16 protein-coding genes are annotated in these 15,580 nt (G+C 70.4%); 10 read left to right on the forward strand and 6 right to left on the reverse strand.

Annotation, left to right across the window (positions count from 1 at the left end; all coding sequences use genetic code 11):
* Positions 1-15: 15 nt before the first annotated feature.
* Together hemG and hemE are read right to left on the reverse strand one after the other, a co-directional pair.
* Positions 16-1,443, reverse strand: a complete 1,428-nt coding sequence (hemG, locus tag ACQEU1_RS15145) for a protoporphyrinogen oxidase (protein WP_433201124.1) — start codon at positions 1,441-1,443, stop codon at positions 16-18.
* A complete protein-coding gene (gene hemE / locus ACQEU1_RS15150; RefSeq protein WP_433201127.1) occupies positions 1,443-2,477 on the reverse strand; it encodes a uroporphyrinogen decarboxylase in 1,035 nt (344 codons plus the stop codon). Before hemE ends, hemG begins: the two co-directional genes overlap by 1 nt.
* A gap of 72 nt (positions 2,478-2,549) precedes the next feature.
* Between hemE and ACQEU1_RS15155 the strand changes: the two genes are divergently transcribed.
* A complete protein-coding gene (locus tag ACQEU1_RS15155) occupies positions 2,550-3,092 on the forward strand; it encodes a DUF3000 domain-containing protein (protein WP_433201130.1) in 543 nt (180 codons plus the stop codon).
* Between the two features lie 48 nt (positions 3,093-3,140).
* Here ACQEU1_RS15155 and ACQEU1_RS15160 read toward each other — a convergent pair whose 3' ends face one another.
* Complete coding sequence (locus ACQEU1_RS15160) at positions 3,141-4,244, reverse strand: dipeptidase (protein WP_433201133.1); 1,104 nt, start codon at positions 4,242-4,244, stop codon at positions 3,141-3,143.
* A gap of 294 nt (positions 4,245-4,538) precedes the next feature.
* Here ACQEU1_RS15160 and ACQEU1_RS15165 point away from each other — a divergent pair, with 294 nt between their 5' ends.
* Both ACQEU1_RS15165 and ACQEU1_RS15170 read left to right on the forward strand, forming a co-directional pair.
* Positions 4,539-5,255, forward strand: coding sequence for a response regulator (locus tag ACQEU1_RS15165; protein WP_015099292.1), 717 nt, complete (start codon positions 4,539-4,541; stop codon positions 5,253-5,255).
* 70 nt (positions 5,256-5,325) lie between these two features.
* Positions 5,326-6,585 carry an HRDC domain-containing protein gene (locus ACQEU1_RS15170; protein ID WP_433201139.1) on the forward strand — a complete coding sequence of 420 codons (1,260 nt, stop codon included), beginning with the start codon at positions 5,326-5,328 and terminating at the stop codon, positions 6,583-6,585.
* A gap of 23 nt (positions 6,586-6,608) precedes the next feature.
* Here the strand turns inward: ACQEU1_RS15170 and ACQEU1_RS15175 are convergent, their stop codons facing one another.
* Complete coding sequence (locus tag ACQEU1_RS15175) at positions 6,609-7,526, reverse strand: SDR family NAD(P)-dependent oxidoreductase (RefSeq protein WP_433201142.1); 918 nt, start codon at positions 7,524-7,526, stop codon at positions 6,609-6,611.
* 25 nt (positions 7,527-7,551) lie between these two features.
* Here ACQEU1_RS15175 and ACQEU1_RS15180 point away from each other — a divergent pair, with 25 nt between their 5' ends.
* Positions 7,552-8,154, forward strand: coding sequence for a TetR/AcrR family transcriptional regulator (locus ACQEU1_RS15180; protein ID WP_433201145.1), 603 nt, complete (start codon positions 7,552-7,554; stop codon positions 8,152-8,154).
* On the opposite strand, the gene ACQEU1_RS15185 is transcribed toward ACQEU1_RS15180, so the two are convergent.
* Positions 8,138-8,779, reverse strand: coding sequence for an O-methyltransferase (locus ACQEU1_RS15185; protein WP_433201148.1), 642 nt, complete (start codon positions 8,777-8,779; stop codon positions 8,138-8,140). The two genes, ACQEU1_RS15180 and ACQEU1_RS15185, sit on opposite strands and share 17 nt — an antisense overlap.
* Before the next feature lie 70 nt (positions 8,780-8,849).
* Between ACQEU1_RS15185 and ACQEU1_RS15190 the strand changes: the two genes are divergently transcribed.
* Together ACQEU1_RS15190 and ACQEU1_RS15195 are read left to right on the forward strand one after the other, a co-directional pair.
* Positions 8,850-9,455 carry a TetR/AcrR family transcriptional regulator gene (locus ACQEU1_RS15190; protein ID WP_433201151.1) on the forward strand — a complete coding sequence of 202 codons (606 nt, stop codon included), beginning with the start codon at positions 8,850-8,852 and terminating at the stop codon, positions 9,453-9,455.
* Positions 9,452-9,979 (forward strand): GNAT family N-acetyltransferase, encoded by a 528-nt coding sequence (locus tag ACQEU1_RS15195; RefSeq protein ID WP_433201154.1) that lies wholly within the window; start codon positions 9,452-9,454, stop codon positions 9,977-9,979. The genes ACQEU1_RS15190 and ACQEU1_RS15195 overlap by 4 nt, the downstream gene beginning before the upstream one ends.
* Before the next feature lie 93 nt (positions 9,980-10,072).
* On the opposite strand, the gene ACQEU1_RS15200 is transcribed toward ACQEU1_RS15195, so the two are convergent.
* Positions 10,073-10,723 carry a MerR family transcriptional regulator gene (locus ACQEU1_RS15200; protein WP_433201157.1) on the reverse strand — a complete coding sequence of 217 codons (651 nt, stop codon included), beginning with the start codon at positions 10,721-10,723 and terminating at the stop codon, positions 10,073-10,075.
* 71 nt (positions 10,724-10,794) lie between these two features.
* Here ACQEU1_RS15200 and ACQEU1_RS15205 point away from each other — a divergent pair, with 71 nt between their 5' ends.
* Genes ACQEU1_RS15205 through ACQEU1_RS15220 form a run of 4 tightly spaced genes read left to right on the forward strand, consistent with a single transcriptional unit; the run spans position 10,795 to position 15,557 of the window.
* The gene (locus ACQEU1_RS15205; protein ID WP_433201160.1) at positions 10,795-11,700 is read left to right on the forward strand and encodes a hypothetical protein; all 906 of its coding nucleotides are present in this window, start codon (positions 10,795-10,797) and stop codon (positions 11,698-11,700) included.
* Positions 11,697-12,146 carry an ABA4-like family protein gene (locus ACQEU1_RS15210; RefSeq protein WP_433201163.1) on the forward strand — a complete coding sequence of 150 codons (450 nt, stop codon included), beginning with the start codon at positions 11,697-11,699 and terminating at the stop codon, positions 12,144-12,146. The genes ACQEU1_RS15205 and ACQEU1_RS15210 overlap by 4 nt, the downstream gene beginning before the upstream one ends.
* A 34-nt stretch (positions 12,147-12,180) precedes the next feature.
* The gene (locus ACQEU1_RS15215) at positions 12,181-13,452 is read left to right on the forward strand and encodes a thiolase family protein (protein ID WP_433201166.1); all 1,272 of its coding nucleotides are present in this window, start codon (positions 12,181-12,183) and stop codon (positions 13,450-13,452) included.
* A complete protein-coding gene (locus tag ACQEU1_RS15220) occupies positions 13,449-15,557 on the forward strand; it encodes a 3-hydroxyacyl-CoA dehydrogenase NAD-binding domain-containing protein (protein WP_433201169.1) in 2,109 nt (702 codons plus the stop codon). Before ACQEU1_RS15215 ends, ACQEU1_RS15220 begins: the two co-directional genes overlap by 4 nt.
* Positions 15,558-15,580: the final 23 nt, after the last annotated feature.

Consider the following 15,580-nt stretch of genomic DNA (forward strand, 5'->3'; position numbering starts at 1 on the left):
CTTGGCACGCGGCGCTCAACGCCTGACGCGGCCCAGCAGGTGTGCTGCGACACGGGCGGCGGCCGCGTCCGCGGTGGCGATGCAGGCGGGAACGCCCACGCCGTGCAGGGTGGCGCCGGCGACGGCGAGGCCCGGCACGGCGGCGATGCCGCGTTCGATGGTGTCCACGAGGTCGACGTGGCCGACGCCGTACTGCGGCAGCCCGCCGCCCCAGCGCTGCACCACGAAGTCGATCGGCGCGGCGCTGATCCCGGTCAGCTCGCGCAGGTCGTTGCGGACGGCCTTGACGAGGTCGGCGTCGCTGCGCTGCAACAGCGCCGTCTCGCCGTGGCGGCCGACCGAGCCGCGCAGGACGACGGGTTCGCCGTAGTGCGCCCACTTGCGGCTGGAGAACGTGAAGGCCTTGGCGGTGAACGGGGTGATGCGGTCGGAGTACCGCTCCCCCTCGCCGATGAGGATCCCGGAGCGTTGGGGCAGTTCGGTTCCCGGCGGCAGGGCGAGCGCGACGACGGCCATCGAGGCGACCTCGACCTTGCCGTACGCGGCGGACACCTGCGGGGCGATCTCGTGCAGCAGCTTGCGGGCGGACGGCGCCGGGACCGCGAGCACGACGCCGTCGCACTCCAGGTACTCGGGCGTCGCGGCCGAGCCGATCTCCAGGCGCCAGCCGTCGCCGAGCCACGACAGCACGCGGACCGGCAGGCCGAGTCTGATCTCGGGCTTCGCGACCTCGGCGAGCTTGTCGACCAGCGACGACACGCCGTTCGCGAGCGAGGCGAAGACGGGCGGGCGGGACGCGCGGGGCTGCGGCGGCGCGGGCATCATCATCGCGGCGGCCGCCAGCAGCGAGCCGACGCCCTTGTCCAGCAACGTCGCGATCTGCGGCATGGTGGCGCGCAGGCCGAGCTCATCGGCACGGCCCGCGTAGACACCGCCCAGGAGCGGACTGACCAGCCGGTCGGCTACTTCCGGGCCGAACCTGTCCTTCATCAACGCGCCGACGGCGACGTCGCCGCCCCGCAGTTCGATCGGCGGCAGCGTCGGTTCCATCTCGACGCGGAGCGCGCCCTCGGACGACAGCATGTGCCGCACCGTCTCGACGCTCGCCGGAACGCCCATGAACGTGTGCGCCGGCAGCTGGTGCGTGCGCCCGGCGGCGTGGACCGACGCCTTCGCGTCCGTGGGGTGCACGACGTGCTCGGAGAGCCCGACCTCGTCGATCAGCTCCTGCGCCTCCGGCTTGCGGTGCAGGAACGCCTCCGCGCCCACGTCGAACCGCACGCCGGCGAGCTCGGTGGTGCGGAGCTTGCCGCCGAGCCGGTCGGACTGCTCGATCACGGTGATCCTGGCCTGCGGGCCGAGCAGCATGCGCAACCGGTGCGCGGCGGCGAGCCCGGAGACGCCTCCCCCGACGACAGCGACGTGCGGCGCTCTACCGTGCATTACAAGCTGTGGATCAGTTCGACGGTCCGGGTGATGATCTCCGGATCGGTGTCCGGCAGCACGCCGTGGCCGAGGTTGAAGATGTGGCCCGCCGCGGCCTTGCCCTCGGCGTGGATGCGGCGCACCTCGCGTTCGACGGCGTCGAAGCCCGCGAAGAACAGCGCCGGGTCGAGGTTGCCCTGCACGACCGGCTTCGGCAGTTCGGGGTTCGCCTTCTCCAGCCTCTCGACCGCGACGTCGAGGGGGATCCGCCAGTCGACGCCGACGACGTCCGCGCCGGCCTCGCGCATCGCGGGCAGCAGCTCGCCGGTGCCGACGCCGAAGTGGATGCGCGGGACGCCAGAGATCGTCTCCAGGACGCGCTTCGAGTGCGGCAGCACGAACTCGCGGTAGTCGCGCTCGGACAGCGCGCCCGCCCACGAGTCGAACAGCTGCACGGCCTGCACGCCCGCGTCGAGCTGCGCGTGCAGGAACGCCGCCGTGACGTCCGCGATCTTCGCGAGCAGCGCGTGCCACAGCTCGGGGTTGCCGTGCATGAGCGCCTTGGTGCGCTCGTGGTTCTTGCTCGGGCCGCCCTCGACCAGGTAGCTCGCCAGCGTGAACGGCGCTCCGGCGAACCCGATCAGCGCGACCTCCGCCGGGAGTTCCTTGAGCAGCAGCCCGATCGCGTCCTGGACCGGCTGGACCTGCTCGGCGTGCAGCTCGGGCAGCGCGTTCACGTCTTCGAGCGTGCGGACCGGGTTCGCGACCACGGGACCGGTGCCCGCGACGATGTCGAGGTCGACCCCGGCCGCCTTGAGCGGCACGACGATGTCGGAGAAGAGGATGGCGCCGTCGACACCGTGCCGCCGGATCGGCTGCATGGTGATCTCGCAGACCATCTCCGGGTCCATGCACGCGTCGAGCATCGCGGTGCCCTGACGCAGGGCCCGGTACTCGGGCAGCGACCGTCCCGCCTGCCTCATGAACCAGACAGGGGTGTGCGACGGGGTGCCGCCACTTGCGGCCACGAGGAGGGGGACTTGAGTGCTCATATCTCTTTCATGGTCCCACGTCCCGGCGTGCCGCCGTCACTCGGCCGGATTGCGAGGCATACAGTCAGTTGCGTGACCGAGCCGGAAATCTTCCGCCGGGCGGTGGGGACGCTCAAGTCGGTTCGCCACAGGCCCGAGATCGAACTCACCGAAGTTCGCCCGCCGCAGCGGCTCGCTCCGTGGGCGTACGCGCTGACGGCTGAGGTCACCGGCCCGTCGGACGAGCTGTCGACCGGAAGGCTCGTGCTGCTGCACGACCCGGACGGCGACGAGGCGTGGGGCGGTGTCCTTCGCGTCGTGGCGTACGTGCGGGTGGAGCTGGACCACGAGCTGGCGTCCGATCCCCTGCTGCCCGAGGTCGGGTGGTCGTGGCTGACCGAGGCCCTCGACCAGTCCGGGGCGGGGTTCACCGCGCTGGGCGGCACCGTGACGCAGACGTCGTCGGCCCGGTTCGGGGACATCGCGGGCCCGGCCCGCACCGACGACCTGGAGCTGCGCGCGTCGTGGACCGCGCTCGACGGAGAGCTCGCCGAGCACGGCACCGCGTTCTACGACCTGATGGCGACGGCCGTGGGGCTGCCGCCGGTCGGCGTCACGCTGTTCGGCCAGCGCTGAACCAACCAACCAGTCGTTTGCCGACCCGGCCAGTCGTTCGGCAACCGACTAGTCGGATTCTTTGAGGACCCTCAGCACGTTCGCGCCCGCGAGCTTGGTGAGGTCCTCCTCGGACCAGCCCCTGTCGAGCAGCGCGCCGAAGAGGTTCGGGTAGGTGGAGACGTCCTCCAGGCCCTGCGGGAGCGCCTGGACGCCGTCGTAGTCGCCGCCGATGCCGATGTGGTCGACGCCGACGACCTCGCGCGCGTGCTCGACGTGCGCGACGACGTCGTCGAGGGTCGCGGCCGGCGCCGGGTGGTCGGCGACCCACTTCTCGCTGAAGACCTTGCGCTCGTCCATGTCGGCGTGGTTCGCGCCGGCGGCCGTCATGGCGTCACGAAGGGCGGCGTCCCATTCAGCGAACCGGGGCGCGACGAAGCTCGGGACGAATGTGATCATGGCCACACCGCCGTTCGTCCGCAGCTTGACCAACACGTCGTCGGGAATGTTGCGCGGGTGGTCCGCAACCCTGCGGCACGACGAGTGGCTGAAGATGACGGGCTTGACGCTCGTGTCGAGGGCGTCGTGCATGGTGCTCGGCGCGACGTGGCTCAGGTCGACGAGCATGCCGATCCGGTTCATCTCGCGCACGACGTCCCGGCCGAAGTCGGTCAGGCCTCCGTGTACCGGCTGGTCAGTGGCGCTGTCGGCCCACGGCGTGTTGTCGTTGTGGGTCAGCGTCATGTAGCGAACACCCAGGCGGCGCAGTGCGCGCAGAACGCCGAGTGAAGAGTTGATGGAATGTCCGCCCTCGGCACCGATCAGGGATGCGACACGCCCGGAGGCGAAAACTTTTTCAGCTTCGGCGGCGGTCGTCGCGAGGCCGAGGTGTTCGGAGTACCGCTCAGCCAACTCGTAGACCAGTTCGACCTGCTCCAGCACGGCGGTGACGGCTCCGTCACCCGCCAGCCTGCCGGGGATCCAGACGGACCAGAACTGCATCCCCAGACCGCCCTCGCGCATTTTCACGACGTCGGTGTGCAGGCTGGGATGACGTTCGGTCAGATCGATCTTGGCGGCGGTCTCGTAGACGTTCTCGCCCGTTCCCTCGCCGAACTCGCGCAGGGCCCACGGCAGGTCGTTGTGGCCGTCGACGAGGGGGACGCGCTGCAACAGGGCCCGCGCTCGTTCGACACCAGCACCGCTAGACACAACCAACTCCAAGATGTCGTTCTGAGAGGGGCTCGCGTTACACCCCCTATCTAGTTGTCATCCAATCGTGTGACACATGAGGCCATCTGTCACAACTCAATAGGGATAGATACCCGATTGATCGTCCCGTAGACCCGCATGGGCGGCTACGCTGCCCCAGACGACACCACTTTCGGTCGATCAGTGGCGCGGCTGATTGGACGAAAGTCTCCGGTGCCGGTCGGGGGGCACGACCGACTCCAGGGAGGTAGTGACGTGGCTGCCGTCGGCTTAGGTCAGGCCGTTCGTACCACGCCAGCCGGCTCGTTGCCGGCGAACATGGTCCCGCACCCGCGGGAAGAGCTTTTTTCAGTGCTGGTGGTCGACGACCACCCACTGCTGAGGGAGGCGATATCAGCTCGGCTCACCCAAATGGGAGCCGGGACAGTGCATGAGGCCGCATCGGTGGCAGAGGCTCGGGCGCGGGCACTTGCAACCGGACCGTGCGACCTCGCGATCCTCGATCTGGGCCTGCCGGATGGCACCGGCATCGACCTGGTCACGGAGCTCCGTGCCCAGGGCTGGCCCCGCATCGTGGTCCTCGCATCCTCCGACGACCCCTACGCGGTCAGGTCGGCCTTCCAGGCGGGCGCCCAGGCGTACCTCCTGAAGTCCGCCTCGCCGATGGTGGTCACCGACGGGGTGCGCAGGGTCCTCGACGGCGGCGTTTACGCAGATCCGAGCGTGGCACCAGTACTCGCAGCGGGTACTCGGGTGCCGGGCACGGACAACACGCCGCGGGAACTCTCCGCGCGTGAGGTCGAGGTGCTCCAGCTGGTCGCCGATGGCCAGAGCAACAAGGAAATCGGCGAGGCTCTGAGCTTGTCCGCGTTGACGGTGAAGTCTCACCTGTCGCGGATCGGCCGGAAGCTGGGCACCGGGGATCGCGCTCAGATGGTCGCGCTGGCCATGCGTGCCGGCGTGATCCGTTAGACACCGGTTCGAACCACTGAACCGGCCGAGAACACCTGTGAGGGGTGCGATCGTCGTAGGGTCATCCGTTGTGGATGTACCCGCCGACGAGCCAACCGCACCAACCGGACCAGAACCGGTACCGCTGACGGAACCTGCTGATGGGGTCCCGCCCGTGGTCGCCGATCCAGCTGCGCTCCGGCGAGCCGCTGACGCGCTCGCCGGGGCGAAGGGCCCGGTCGCGGTGGACACCGAGCGAGCCTCGGGCTACCGCTACTCACAGCGTGCCTATCTGGTGCAACTGCGCCGGGAAGGCGCCGGCACCTGGTTGGTCGACCCGATCGCCCTCGGCGGTCGGCTAGAACCCCTGGTGCAGGCGTTGGAGGGCACTGAGTGGGTGTTGCACGCGGCGTCTCAGGACCTGCCGTGCCTCGCCGAGCTCGGTCTCCGTCCCGGCGTGCTGTTCGACACCGAGCTGGCGGGCAGGCTGGCTGGGTTCGACCGCGTCGCACTGGGCACGTTGGTGGAACGGCTGCTCGGTTACCGGCTTGAGAAGGGGCACGGCGCGGCCGACTGGTCGCGCCGTCCTCTTCCCGCCGACTGGCTGACGTACGCCGCTCTGGACGTGGAGCTGCTCGTGCAGCTGCGCGACGTTCTCGAAGCCGAGCTGGAGCGCCAGGGCAAGCTCGCCTGGGCGCTCGAAGAGTTCGAGGCGGTGCGGACGGCGCCATTGCCGCGCCCCCGCACCGACCCCTGGCGGCGCACGTCCGGTATCCACCGCGTGCGCAACCAGCGGCAACTGGCCCTCGTGCGCGCGCTCTGGGAAGCCCGCGACACCGTGGCCCGCGAACGCGACATCGCCCCAGGCCGGGTCCTGCCGGACTCCGCCCTGATGGAGGCAGCCGCCCGCAACCCCTCCTCCGACGCCGAACTGCTGGCCCTGCCGGTCTTCCGAGGCCGTTCGCAGCGCCGCATGGTGGGCGTCTGGATGAACGCCCTGCGCAAGGCGGGCGCTCTCACGAAGTCCGAGCTCCCGGAACCAGCGGGCCAGCACGACGGCCCGCCGCCGCCCAACCGCTGGGCGGACAAGGACCCGGACGCCGCCGCACGCCTGGCCGCCACCCGAGCGGCACTGGCGGCGATCGCCGAGGCCAACACCCTGCCGGTCGAGAACCTGCTGCTGCCGGACCTGGTGCGGCGCACCTGCTGGCAACCGCCGGCCGACCTGTCGCCCGACTCCGTCGCCACCGTCCTGCGCGACGGCGGCGCCCGCTCGTGGCAGATCTCGCTGACGCTGGAGGCCCTCACCAAGGCCCTGGCCTCGACCGCTCCGCCGCCCGCCGCCGGCTGATATCCGATATATCAGCTGGCTGATCACTTCAACTGTGCGTTGACGACGGCCTCGACGTCCTCGCGCCGGCTCAGGCCGAGCGCACCGCCGAGTACCGTCGTCACCGCGTCGAAGGGGTCGACGACCTCGACGGCGACGGTGTCGAAAGCGTCGGCGAGCGCGCCCACGGTCCACGGCCCGTCGCTCTCGACCCGCGGCCCGAGCGACCACCCCCGGTTGACCGCCACCGACGTGCCGCGCACCGACAGCACCTGCCCGGTCAGCGGGCACCCGTCGCCCGCCAGGTAGGTGACGACGGGCGCGACGACGTCCGGCCCGGTCATGCCCTCCCCCGGCACGCCCGCCGTCAGGCGCGTGCGCACCATCGACGGGCTGACGCAGTTGACCCGCACCCCGAACCTCCGGAGCTCCAGGGCGTGCACGGTCGTCAGCGCCGCGACGGCCGCGTTGGCCGCCGCGTAGTTCGACTGCGTCGGCAGCGGGTTCAGCAGCCCCGACCCTGACGCGGTGTTGACGATCGCCCGGCCGGCCCTCTCGCCGGCCTCGAACCGCTCGCGCCAGTACCGCGCCGCGTGGTGGCTGACCGCGAACGTCCCCTTCAGCTTGACGGCGACGACGTCGTCGAACTCGTCCTCGGTCAGCCGCTCAACCGGCTTGTTGACCTCGGTGGCCGCGTTGTTGACCACGACGTGCAGGTCGCCGAACTCGTCGACGGCCCGCGCGACCATCCGCCGGGCCTCCTCCCAGCGGGCGACGTTCCCGGTGTCGGCGACGGCCCGCCCGCCGCGTGCGCGGATCTCCGCGACGACGGCGTCGGCGACCCCCGCGTCCCCTCCCCGCCCGTCGACCTCGACGCCGGGGTCGTTCACCACGACGTTCGCCCCGGCCGCCGCCAGGTGCAGCGCCTCCGCCCGCCCGATCCCCCGCCCTGCCCCGGTCACCAGCACCGTCCGCCCCGCCACGCCCGTGTCAGACGATCCAGGGCGTCGCGAACGCAAGAAGCAGGCCACCCGCCAGGCGTTGGTGACGGCGGCGGTGCGCCTCTTCACTGAGCGGGGCTACGACAACACCGGCGTCACGGACATCACGGACCTCGCCGACGTCAGCAAACGCACCTTCTTCCTGCACTTCCCCACCAAGGAGGACGTGCTCCTGGCCGACAGCGAGGCCCGCGCGGTGTTGGCCGTCGAGGCCGTCGCCGGGCACGCCACGCCCCGCGAGTCGCTGGCGGCGGCCGCGGCCAGGATGATCGCGGACACCGCGGCGGGCGACCTGCCGTCCGGCCTGGCCGCCCTCCGCGCTCAACTGGTCGTGACCACCCCGGCCGTTCAGGCACGCGTGCTGCACGTGACGTTCCAGGCGCAGACCAGGATCTCCGCTGCCCTGCTCGCCGCTCACCCCGGCGAGTTCGACGAGGTGACGGCGTCCGCCGCCGTCGGCGCGCTGGTCGGCGCGATCAGCGCCGCGGCCGTCACCAGCCTCGCCCGCGGCGACTCCCCGGACGCCACCCTGGCCGCCATGCGCACGGCGACCGACGTGGCGCTGCGGTGCGTCACCCCCGGCAGCTGATCTCCATCCCGTCCTCGACGGGGAACGCGACGCTGACGTACCCGTTGGCCGGGTCCCGCACGTACTCGAGGTAGCCGGCCATCGACTCCTGGTCGATGTCGTCGGCCACCACCAACGCCCCCGGCGCCAGCCGCGGTTCGAGGTCGCGCAGCACGGGCAGGCAGAGTTCCTTCCACCCGTCGAGCAGCACCAGCCCGATCGGCCCCTCCAGGCCGGCGAGCGACCGCCGGGCGTCACCGGGCAGGACCGTGGCGACGCCTCCGAGCCCTGCCTCCTCCAGGTTCTTCCGCGTGGCGGCCAGCTTCACCGCCGACATCTCGGTCCCGTAGACGTGCCCGCGCCCGTTGTCCCGCACGGCCGCCGCCAGGTAGAGCGTCGAGATCCCGAACGACGTCCCGAACTCCACCACGGTCTCCGGCCGGCTGGACCTCACCAGCCCGTACAGCAGGTCCCCGCCACGAGCGGAGATGGGCATGTACACCGCGTCCAGCGCGTCGGCCCGCTCCTGGGCGCCGGCCTCGCGCAACTCTCCCCAGGGCGCCTCGAACGTCTCATCCCCCTCCGCGGCCTCGAACAGCCGCTCCAGCACTCCGCGAACCCGGTCCTCGTGCAACGTGATCGTCATGCAGGCCAGAGTAGACGCAACGTTGCGTCTAGACTAGACCCGGCTAAGGTACGGCCGTGGGAGACAGCCGATGACCAGCGACACCGCGCACCGCGGCAACCGGCACGGACGCAGCGAGGAGGCGCGCCGCGCGGTCCTGGAGGCGGCCGACGACCTGCTCGCCGAGAAGGGCTTCGCCGGCGTGACCGTCGAGGGCATCGCCGCGCGGGCGGGCGTCGCCAAGCAGACGATCTACCGCTGGTGGCCGTCGAAGGTCGACGTCCTGCTGGAGGCGTTCACCGAGGACATGGCCGAACACCTCACCCCGCCGGACACCGGCGACCTGGCCGCCGACCTCCGCACCCACCTCGCGAACCTGGCGGACTTCCTCACCACGTCGGACCCAGGCGCGGTCTTCCGCGCCCTGACCGGCCAGGCCCAGCACGACCCGGCACTGGCCACCCGCCTGCGCGACGACCACCTGAGCCACCAGCGCACCCGCGACCGCCTCCCGCTGGAACGCGCCGTGGCGCGCGGCGACCTCTCCCCCGGCCTCGACGTCGACGTCGCCGTCGACCACCTGGTCGGTCCGATCCACTACCGCGTGCTGGTGACCGGCACCCCGGTCCCGCGCGCGTTCACCGACGACCTCGTCGCCGCCTTCCTGGACCGCCACCGGAACGAGCGGCGCCCGTGACGGACGATCCGCTCCTGCCGTTCCCGGCGATCAGCACGGAACGCCTCGACCTGCTCCCCCTGCGCGCCGAGCACGCGGCGGAGATGGCGGAGGTGCTGGGGAATCCGGCGCTGCATGCGTTCATCGGCGGCGAGCCCTCCACCCCGGAGGACCTCGCCGCCCGCTACCGCCGGCTCGTCGCGGGCTCCCCCGACCCGGCCGAGCGCTGGCTCAACTGGGTGATCCGGCTGCGGGCGCAGGCGTGCCTCACCGGCACCGTCCAGGCCACCGTCACGGGATCCACCGCCGAGATCGCCTGGGTCGTCGGCACGCCGTGGCAGGGCCGCGGCATCGCCCGCGAGGCCGCCCGCCAACTGGTTGGTTGGCTCCGCACGCAACCGTTTCGCACGCAACCGGTCCGCACGGTGATCGCGCACGTCCACCCGGACCACCACGCGTCGGCGGCGGTGGCCGCGGCCGCGGGCCTCACCGCCACCGACGAGGCCCACGACGGCGAGGTCCGCTGGCGCCTGCCGCTCACCTAGACCCCGCGCACGAGGTCCACGACCTCGTCGTCGGGCAGGTCGTGCTGGTCGGCCGGCACCGATATATCAGTTGGCCGATATATCAGCCGGCGGTCAGCTCTCGTCGTCTTCCAGCGCCGGCCTGTCGCCGATCACGTCGCGCGACACCTGCGCGTGCGCGAGCCGTCGCACCGCCTTCAGCACCGTGTCACCGATGAGCGTGCCGATGACCATCGCCTCGATGATGTCGTCGCGCGAGCTCTGCCGGGCGATGTAGTCGACGTCGGCCTGCGCGATGATCTTCAGCCCCTCCAAGTAGGGGTCGAGCAGGTCCTGCATCCCGTCGTGGCCCACGGACCTGGCCACCGACAGCGCCGCCGCCAGCATGTGGGTCACGTTCGACTCGGTGACGTCGACGCAGTCCGTCTCCCCCTGCCGTGCGAAGAACGCCTGGACGTCCGCGACGGCGAGCGGATCGAGGTCCACCGCGCTCGGCTGGCTGATGGCCTCCTGGACCGCGCCGAGCTTGTTGTGCAGCGAGTCTCGGGTGTCGATGGCGACGAGGACGTCGCGCACGGCGGCGATCGACAGGTCTCCGACGTCCACCAGGGCGCGGACGAGCCGCAGCCGGCGGAGGTGCCCCTCGTCGTAGTGGGCCTGGTTCGGGCTGGTCAGCACGCCGGCGGGCAGCAGTCCCTCGCGCAGGTAGTACTTGATCGTCGGCACCGGGACGCCGCTTCGCTTCGAAAGCTCGCCAACACGCATATGGATAGTGTACCTTCCCATTTACCGATAGCGGAAAGCTCCACTATCCGTTCCGACGCAGGGGGTTCAGGATGTTGAAGAAGGCGTACAGCTGGCACCGGCCGTTAATGCTCTTCACGCTCTCCATGATCGTGCTCACCCCGATCGCCGCGCTCGGCATCCTGCTCGACGACCGGATGCTGGTCGACTCGCCGATCTGGTTCAAGCCGTTCAAGTTCGCCGTGTCCTTCGTGCTCTACAGCGCTTCCCTGGCGTGGTTCATCAGCCTGCTGGAGGGCAGGGCGCGCAAGATCGCCTGGTGGATCGGCACCGTCGCCACCGTGGTCTCGGTCGGCGAGATGGTGATCATCGTCGGCCAGGTGATCCGGGGTAAGCGCAGCCACTTCAACTTCGAGACGCCGCTCGACACCGCGCTCTTCAGCGCGATGGGCACCATGGTCATGATCCTCTGGGTCTCGAACCTGATCCTCGCCGTGATGCTGTTCCGCAAGAGGTTCGACGACCCGGCGAAGGGCTGGACGATCCGGCTCAGCCTGCTGATCGCCCTGGTCGGCATGGGCGTCGGCTTCATCATGACCCAGCCGAGGCCCGGCCAGGACATGGCGAAGGGCGTGCTCGGCTCGCACTCGATCGGCGGGCCCGACGGCGGCTCGTACATGGCCCTCACGGGCTGGAGCACCGTCCACGGCGACCTGCGCATCGGCCACTTCATCGGCATGCACGCGCTCCAGGTCCTGCCCCTGCTGATCGCGCTCGCCGGACGCTGGGCCAACGCGCGCCTCGCGTGGGTCATCAGCGGCGGCTACCTCGGCATCACGCTGCTCACGATCTGGCAGGCGCTGCGCGGCCAGCCGCTGGTCAAGCCGGACGCGCTGACGCTGGGCGTCGCCGCCGCCATCGTCGTCGCGACCGCGCTCGGCGTGGTGTGGGCACGACAGACCCCGAAGAACACCAAGAAGGAGTACGCGCTCGCATGATCGCCACCCTGTTCGACCTGACGTTCCTGGTCGCCGCGCCGTTCTGGGCGCTGATGATCCTCGCGCCGAAGTGGTCGTGGACGCAGAAGATCGCCGAGTCGTACCTGATCGTGCTGCCGCCCGTCCTGATCTACGTCGTGCTGATGATCCCCGTGCTGCCGGAGCTGCTGCCGTTGGTCACGAGGCCCGAGATCGGCGCGCTGGCCGAGTTCATGAGCACGCCGACCGGCGCGGCGCTGGTGTGGGCGCACATGCTCGCGTGGGACCTGTTCGTCGGGCGCTGGATGTACCTCGAAGGACGCCGGCTGAACGTTCACCCGCTGGTCATGGCACCCGTTCTGGTGATCACCATCCTGCTGGCGCCGGTCGGGTTGCCGCTGTTCCTGATCATCCGCAAGGTGTGTGACACAACCAACAGGGGTACCGCAGTGGTTACTGGCCAGTAACTAGGGCTAGAGTTGGCGTTACCGACCGGTAGGGATGTCGCGCAGCCCGACCGGAGTGGACAGAGTTGTCACCACAAGTGGAGGAGACGCCGTGGCCGCACCAGCAGCGCCGGCACGCGTTCGGAACGTGGTCTTCGTCGACGGCGTCCGCACGCCGTTCGGCAAGGCCGGCCCCAAGGGGATTTTCGCCGAGACCCGTGCCGACGACCTGATCGTCAAGGTCATCCGTGAGCTGCTGCGCAGGCACCCCGAGCTGCCGCCGGAGCGGGTCGACGAGGTCGCGATCGCCGCGACCACGCAGATCGGCGACCAGGGCCTCACGCTCGGCCGCACCGCGGCACTGCTCGCGGGCCTGCCGAAGTCGGTGCCCGGCTACTCGATCGACCGCATGTGCGCGGGCGCGATGACCGCCGTGACCACGGCCGCGAGCGGCATCGCGTTCGGCGCCTACGACATCGCCATCGCGGGCGGCGTCGAGCACATGGGCCGGCACCCGATGGGCGAGGGCGTCGACCCGAACCCGCGCTTCCTGTCGGACCGCATCGTCGACACCAGCGCTCTCGTGATGGGTCAGACCGCGGAGAACCTGCACGACCGGTTCCCGCACATCACCAAGGACCGCACGGACGCCTACGCGGCCAACTCCCAGGCCAAGTACGCCGACGCGCTCAAGAACGGCAAGATCGGCCCGGAGCTCGTGCCCGTCGCGACCCGCTCGGCGGAGAACGGCTGGGGCCTCGCGACGGCCGACGAGCCGCCGCGTCCGGGCACCACGGTCGAGGACCTGGCGAAGCTCAAGACGCCGTTCCGCCCGCACGGCCGGATCACCGCGGGCAACGCGGCCGGTCTGAACGACGGCGCGACCGGCTGCATCCTCGCCGAGGAGGAGACCGCGCGCGAGCTCGGCCTGCCCGTCGGCATGCGGATGGTCGGCTACTCGTTCCTGGGTGTCGAGCCCGAGGTCATGGGCATCGGCCCGGTTCCGGCCACGGAGAAGGCGCTGCAGCGCGCCGGTCTGTCCATCGAGGACATCGGCCTGTTCGAGGTGAACGAGGCGTTCGCGGTCCAGGTGCTCGCGTTCCTCGACCACTTCGGCATCGCCGACGACGACCCCCGCGTGAACCAGTGGGGCGGCGCCATCGCGACCGGCCACCCGCTGGCTTCCTCGGGTGTGCGCCTGATGACGCAGCTGTCGCGTCAGTTCGCCGAGCGTCCGGACGTGCGCTACGGCCTCACCACCATGTGCATCGGCATCGGCATGGGCGGGACCGTCATCTGGGAGAACCCGAACTGGAGTGGCAAGTGACCATCACCGCTGAGGAAGCAAAGGCGATCTTCCCCGACGAGGTCGTCACCGTTGCCAAGACCCGTCTGATCTCCGTTCCGGGCCTGGACAAGCCGGTCGCGTTCATCACGATCGACAACGGCCTGGACCACACGCGTCCGTCGACGTTCGGCCCGCAGTCGCTGGTGTCGCTCGGTGCCGCCTTCGACGAGGCATACGCGGCCAAGCCCGCCGCCATCGCGGTGACCGGCAAGCCGTTCATCTTCGCCGTCGGCGCGGACCTGTCCGGCGTCGAGGAGACCGGGGACCGCTCGCAGGGCGTCGTGATCGGCAAGCTCGGCCACGACGTCTTCAAGAAGTTCACCGACTCGGACGTCCCGACCTTCGCCTTCGTCAACGGCGCGGTCATGGGCGGCGGGCTCGAGCTCGCGCTGTCGTGCCACTACCGCACGCTGGCGTCGAACGCGGCCGCGATCGCGCTGCCCGAGGTGTTCCTGGGCCTGTTCCCCGGCTGGGGCGGCACGCAGCTGCTGCCGAACCTGATCGGCGCGAACGACGCCGTGACGGTGATCTTCGAGAACGCGCTGAACCAGAACAAGATGCTCAAGCCGAAGGAAGCTCTCGCGCTGGGCATCGCGGACGTGCTGTTCGACTCCGCCGACTACCTGGAGCAGTCCCTGCTGTGGCTGTCCGGCGTCGTGCGCGGCGAGATCACGGTGCCGCGCAAGGAGATCGACCGCGGTGACGCGTGGGACGCGGCCGTCGCGCGGGCCAAGGGCATCGTGCACGGCAAGACCAAGGGCGCGGCGCCCGGTGCGTTGAAGGCGCTGGAGCTGCTGGAGCTGGCGCGCGAGAACGACCTGGACAAGGGCTACGCCGCCGAGACCGAGGGCCTCGCGGACCTCATCATGAGCGACGAGCTGCGCGCGGGCCTGTACTCGTTCAACCTGGTGCAGAAGCGGGCGAAGCGACCGGCGGGCGCGCCCGACAAGTCGTTGGCGCGCAAGGTCACCAAGGTCGGTGTCGTGGGCGCGGGCCTGATGGCCTCGCAGATGGCGCTGCTGTTCATCCGCCGCCTGCACGTGCCGGTCGTGCTGACCGACATCGACCAGGCGCGCGTGGACAAGGGCGTCGGCTACGTCCACGCCGAGATCGACAAGCTCGCGGGCAAGAAGCGGATCTCGCCGGACGAGGCGAACCGGTTGAAGGCCCTGGTGTCCGGCTCGCTCGACAAGGCCGCGTTCTCCGACGCCGACTTCGTGATCGAGGCCGTGTTCGAGGACCTGGCGGTCAAGCAGCAGGTGTTCGCCGAGGTCGAGGAGCACGTCTCCGCCGAGGCGATCCTCGCCACGAACACGTCGTCGCTGTCGATCACGGACATGGCGTCGAAGCTCAAGCACCCCGAGCGGGTCGTGGGCTTCCACTTCTTCAACCCGGTCGCGGTCATGCCGCTGCTGGAGATCGTGCGCGCCGAGCAGACCGACGACGCGACGCTCGCGACGGCGTTCTCGATCGGCAAGCAGCTCAAGAAGTCCTCGGTGCTCGTGAAGGACGCGCCCGCGTTCGTCGTGAACCGCCTGCTGACCCGCTTCATGGGCGAGGTCATCAAGTCGGTCGACGAGGGCACGTCGTTCGAGGTCGCCGACAAGGCCACCGAGCCGCTGGGCCTGCCGATGTCGCCGATGATCCTGCTGCAGCTGGTCGGTTCCGCCGTCGCGCTGCACGTGTCGGAGACGATGCACGGCGCGTTCCCCGACCGCTTCTCGGTGTCGGAGAACATGAAGAAGTTCGTCGCCGCCGGCAAGGGCGCGGTGTGGCAGTGGGACTCGTCCGGCAACCAGACCGTCGACCCCGAGGTCCTCGCGCTGTGGAACTTCGGCGACGCGCCGCTGACCGGTGACGAGGTGAAGAACCGCGCGCTGGAGGCGTTGGCCGAGGAGATCCGGATCATGCTCGACGAGGGCGTGGTCGCGGAGGCGCAGGACATCGACCTGTGCATGATCCTGGGCGCCGGGTGGCCGTTCTGGCTGGGCGGCATCACGCCGTACCTGGACCGCACCGGCATCTCGGAGAAGGTCACGGGCAAGCGCTTCCTGGCGCCGGGTGTGGCGTCGGTGCCCGCCTGATCCTCAGGTGACGTGAGAGAGGC

The sequence above is a fragment of the Lentzea sp. CA-135723 genome, assembly GCF_050936595.1.
Lineage (GTDB): Bacteria > Actinomycetota > Actinomycetes > Mycobacteriales > Pseudonocardiaceae > Lentzea.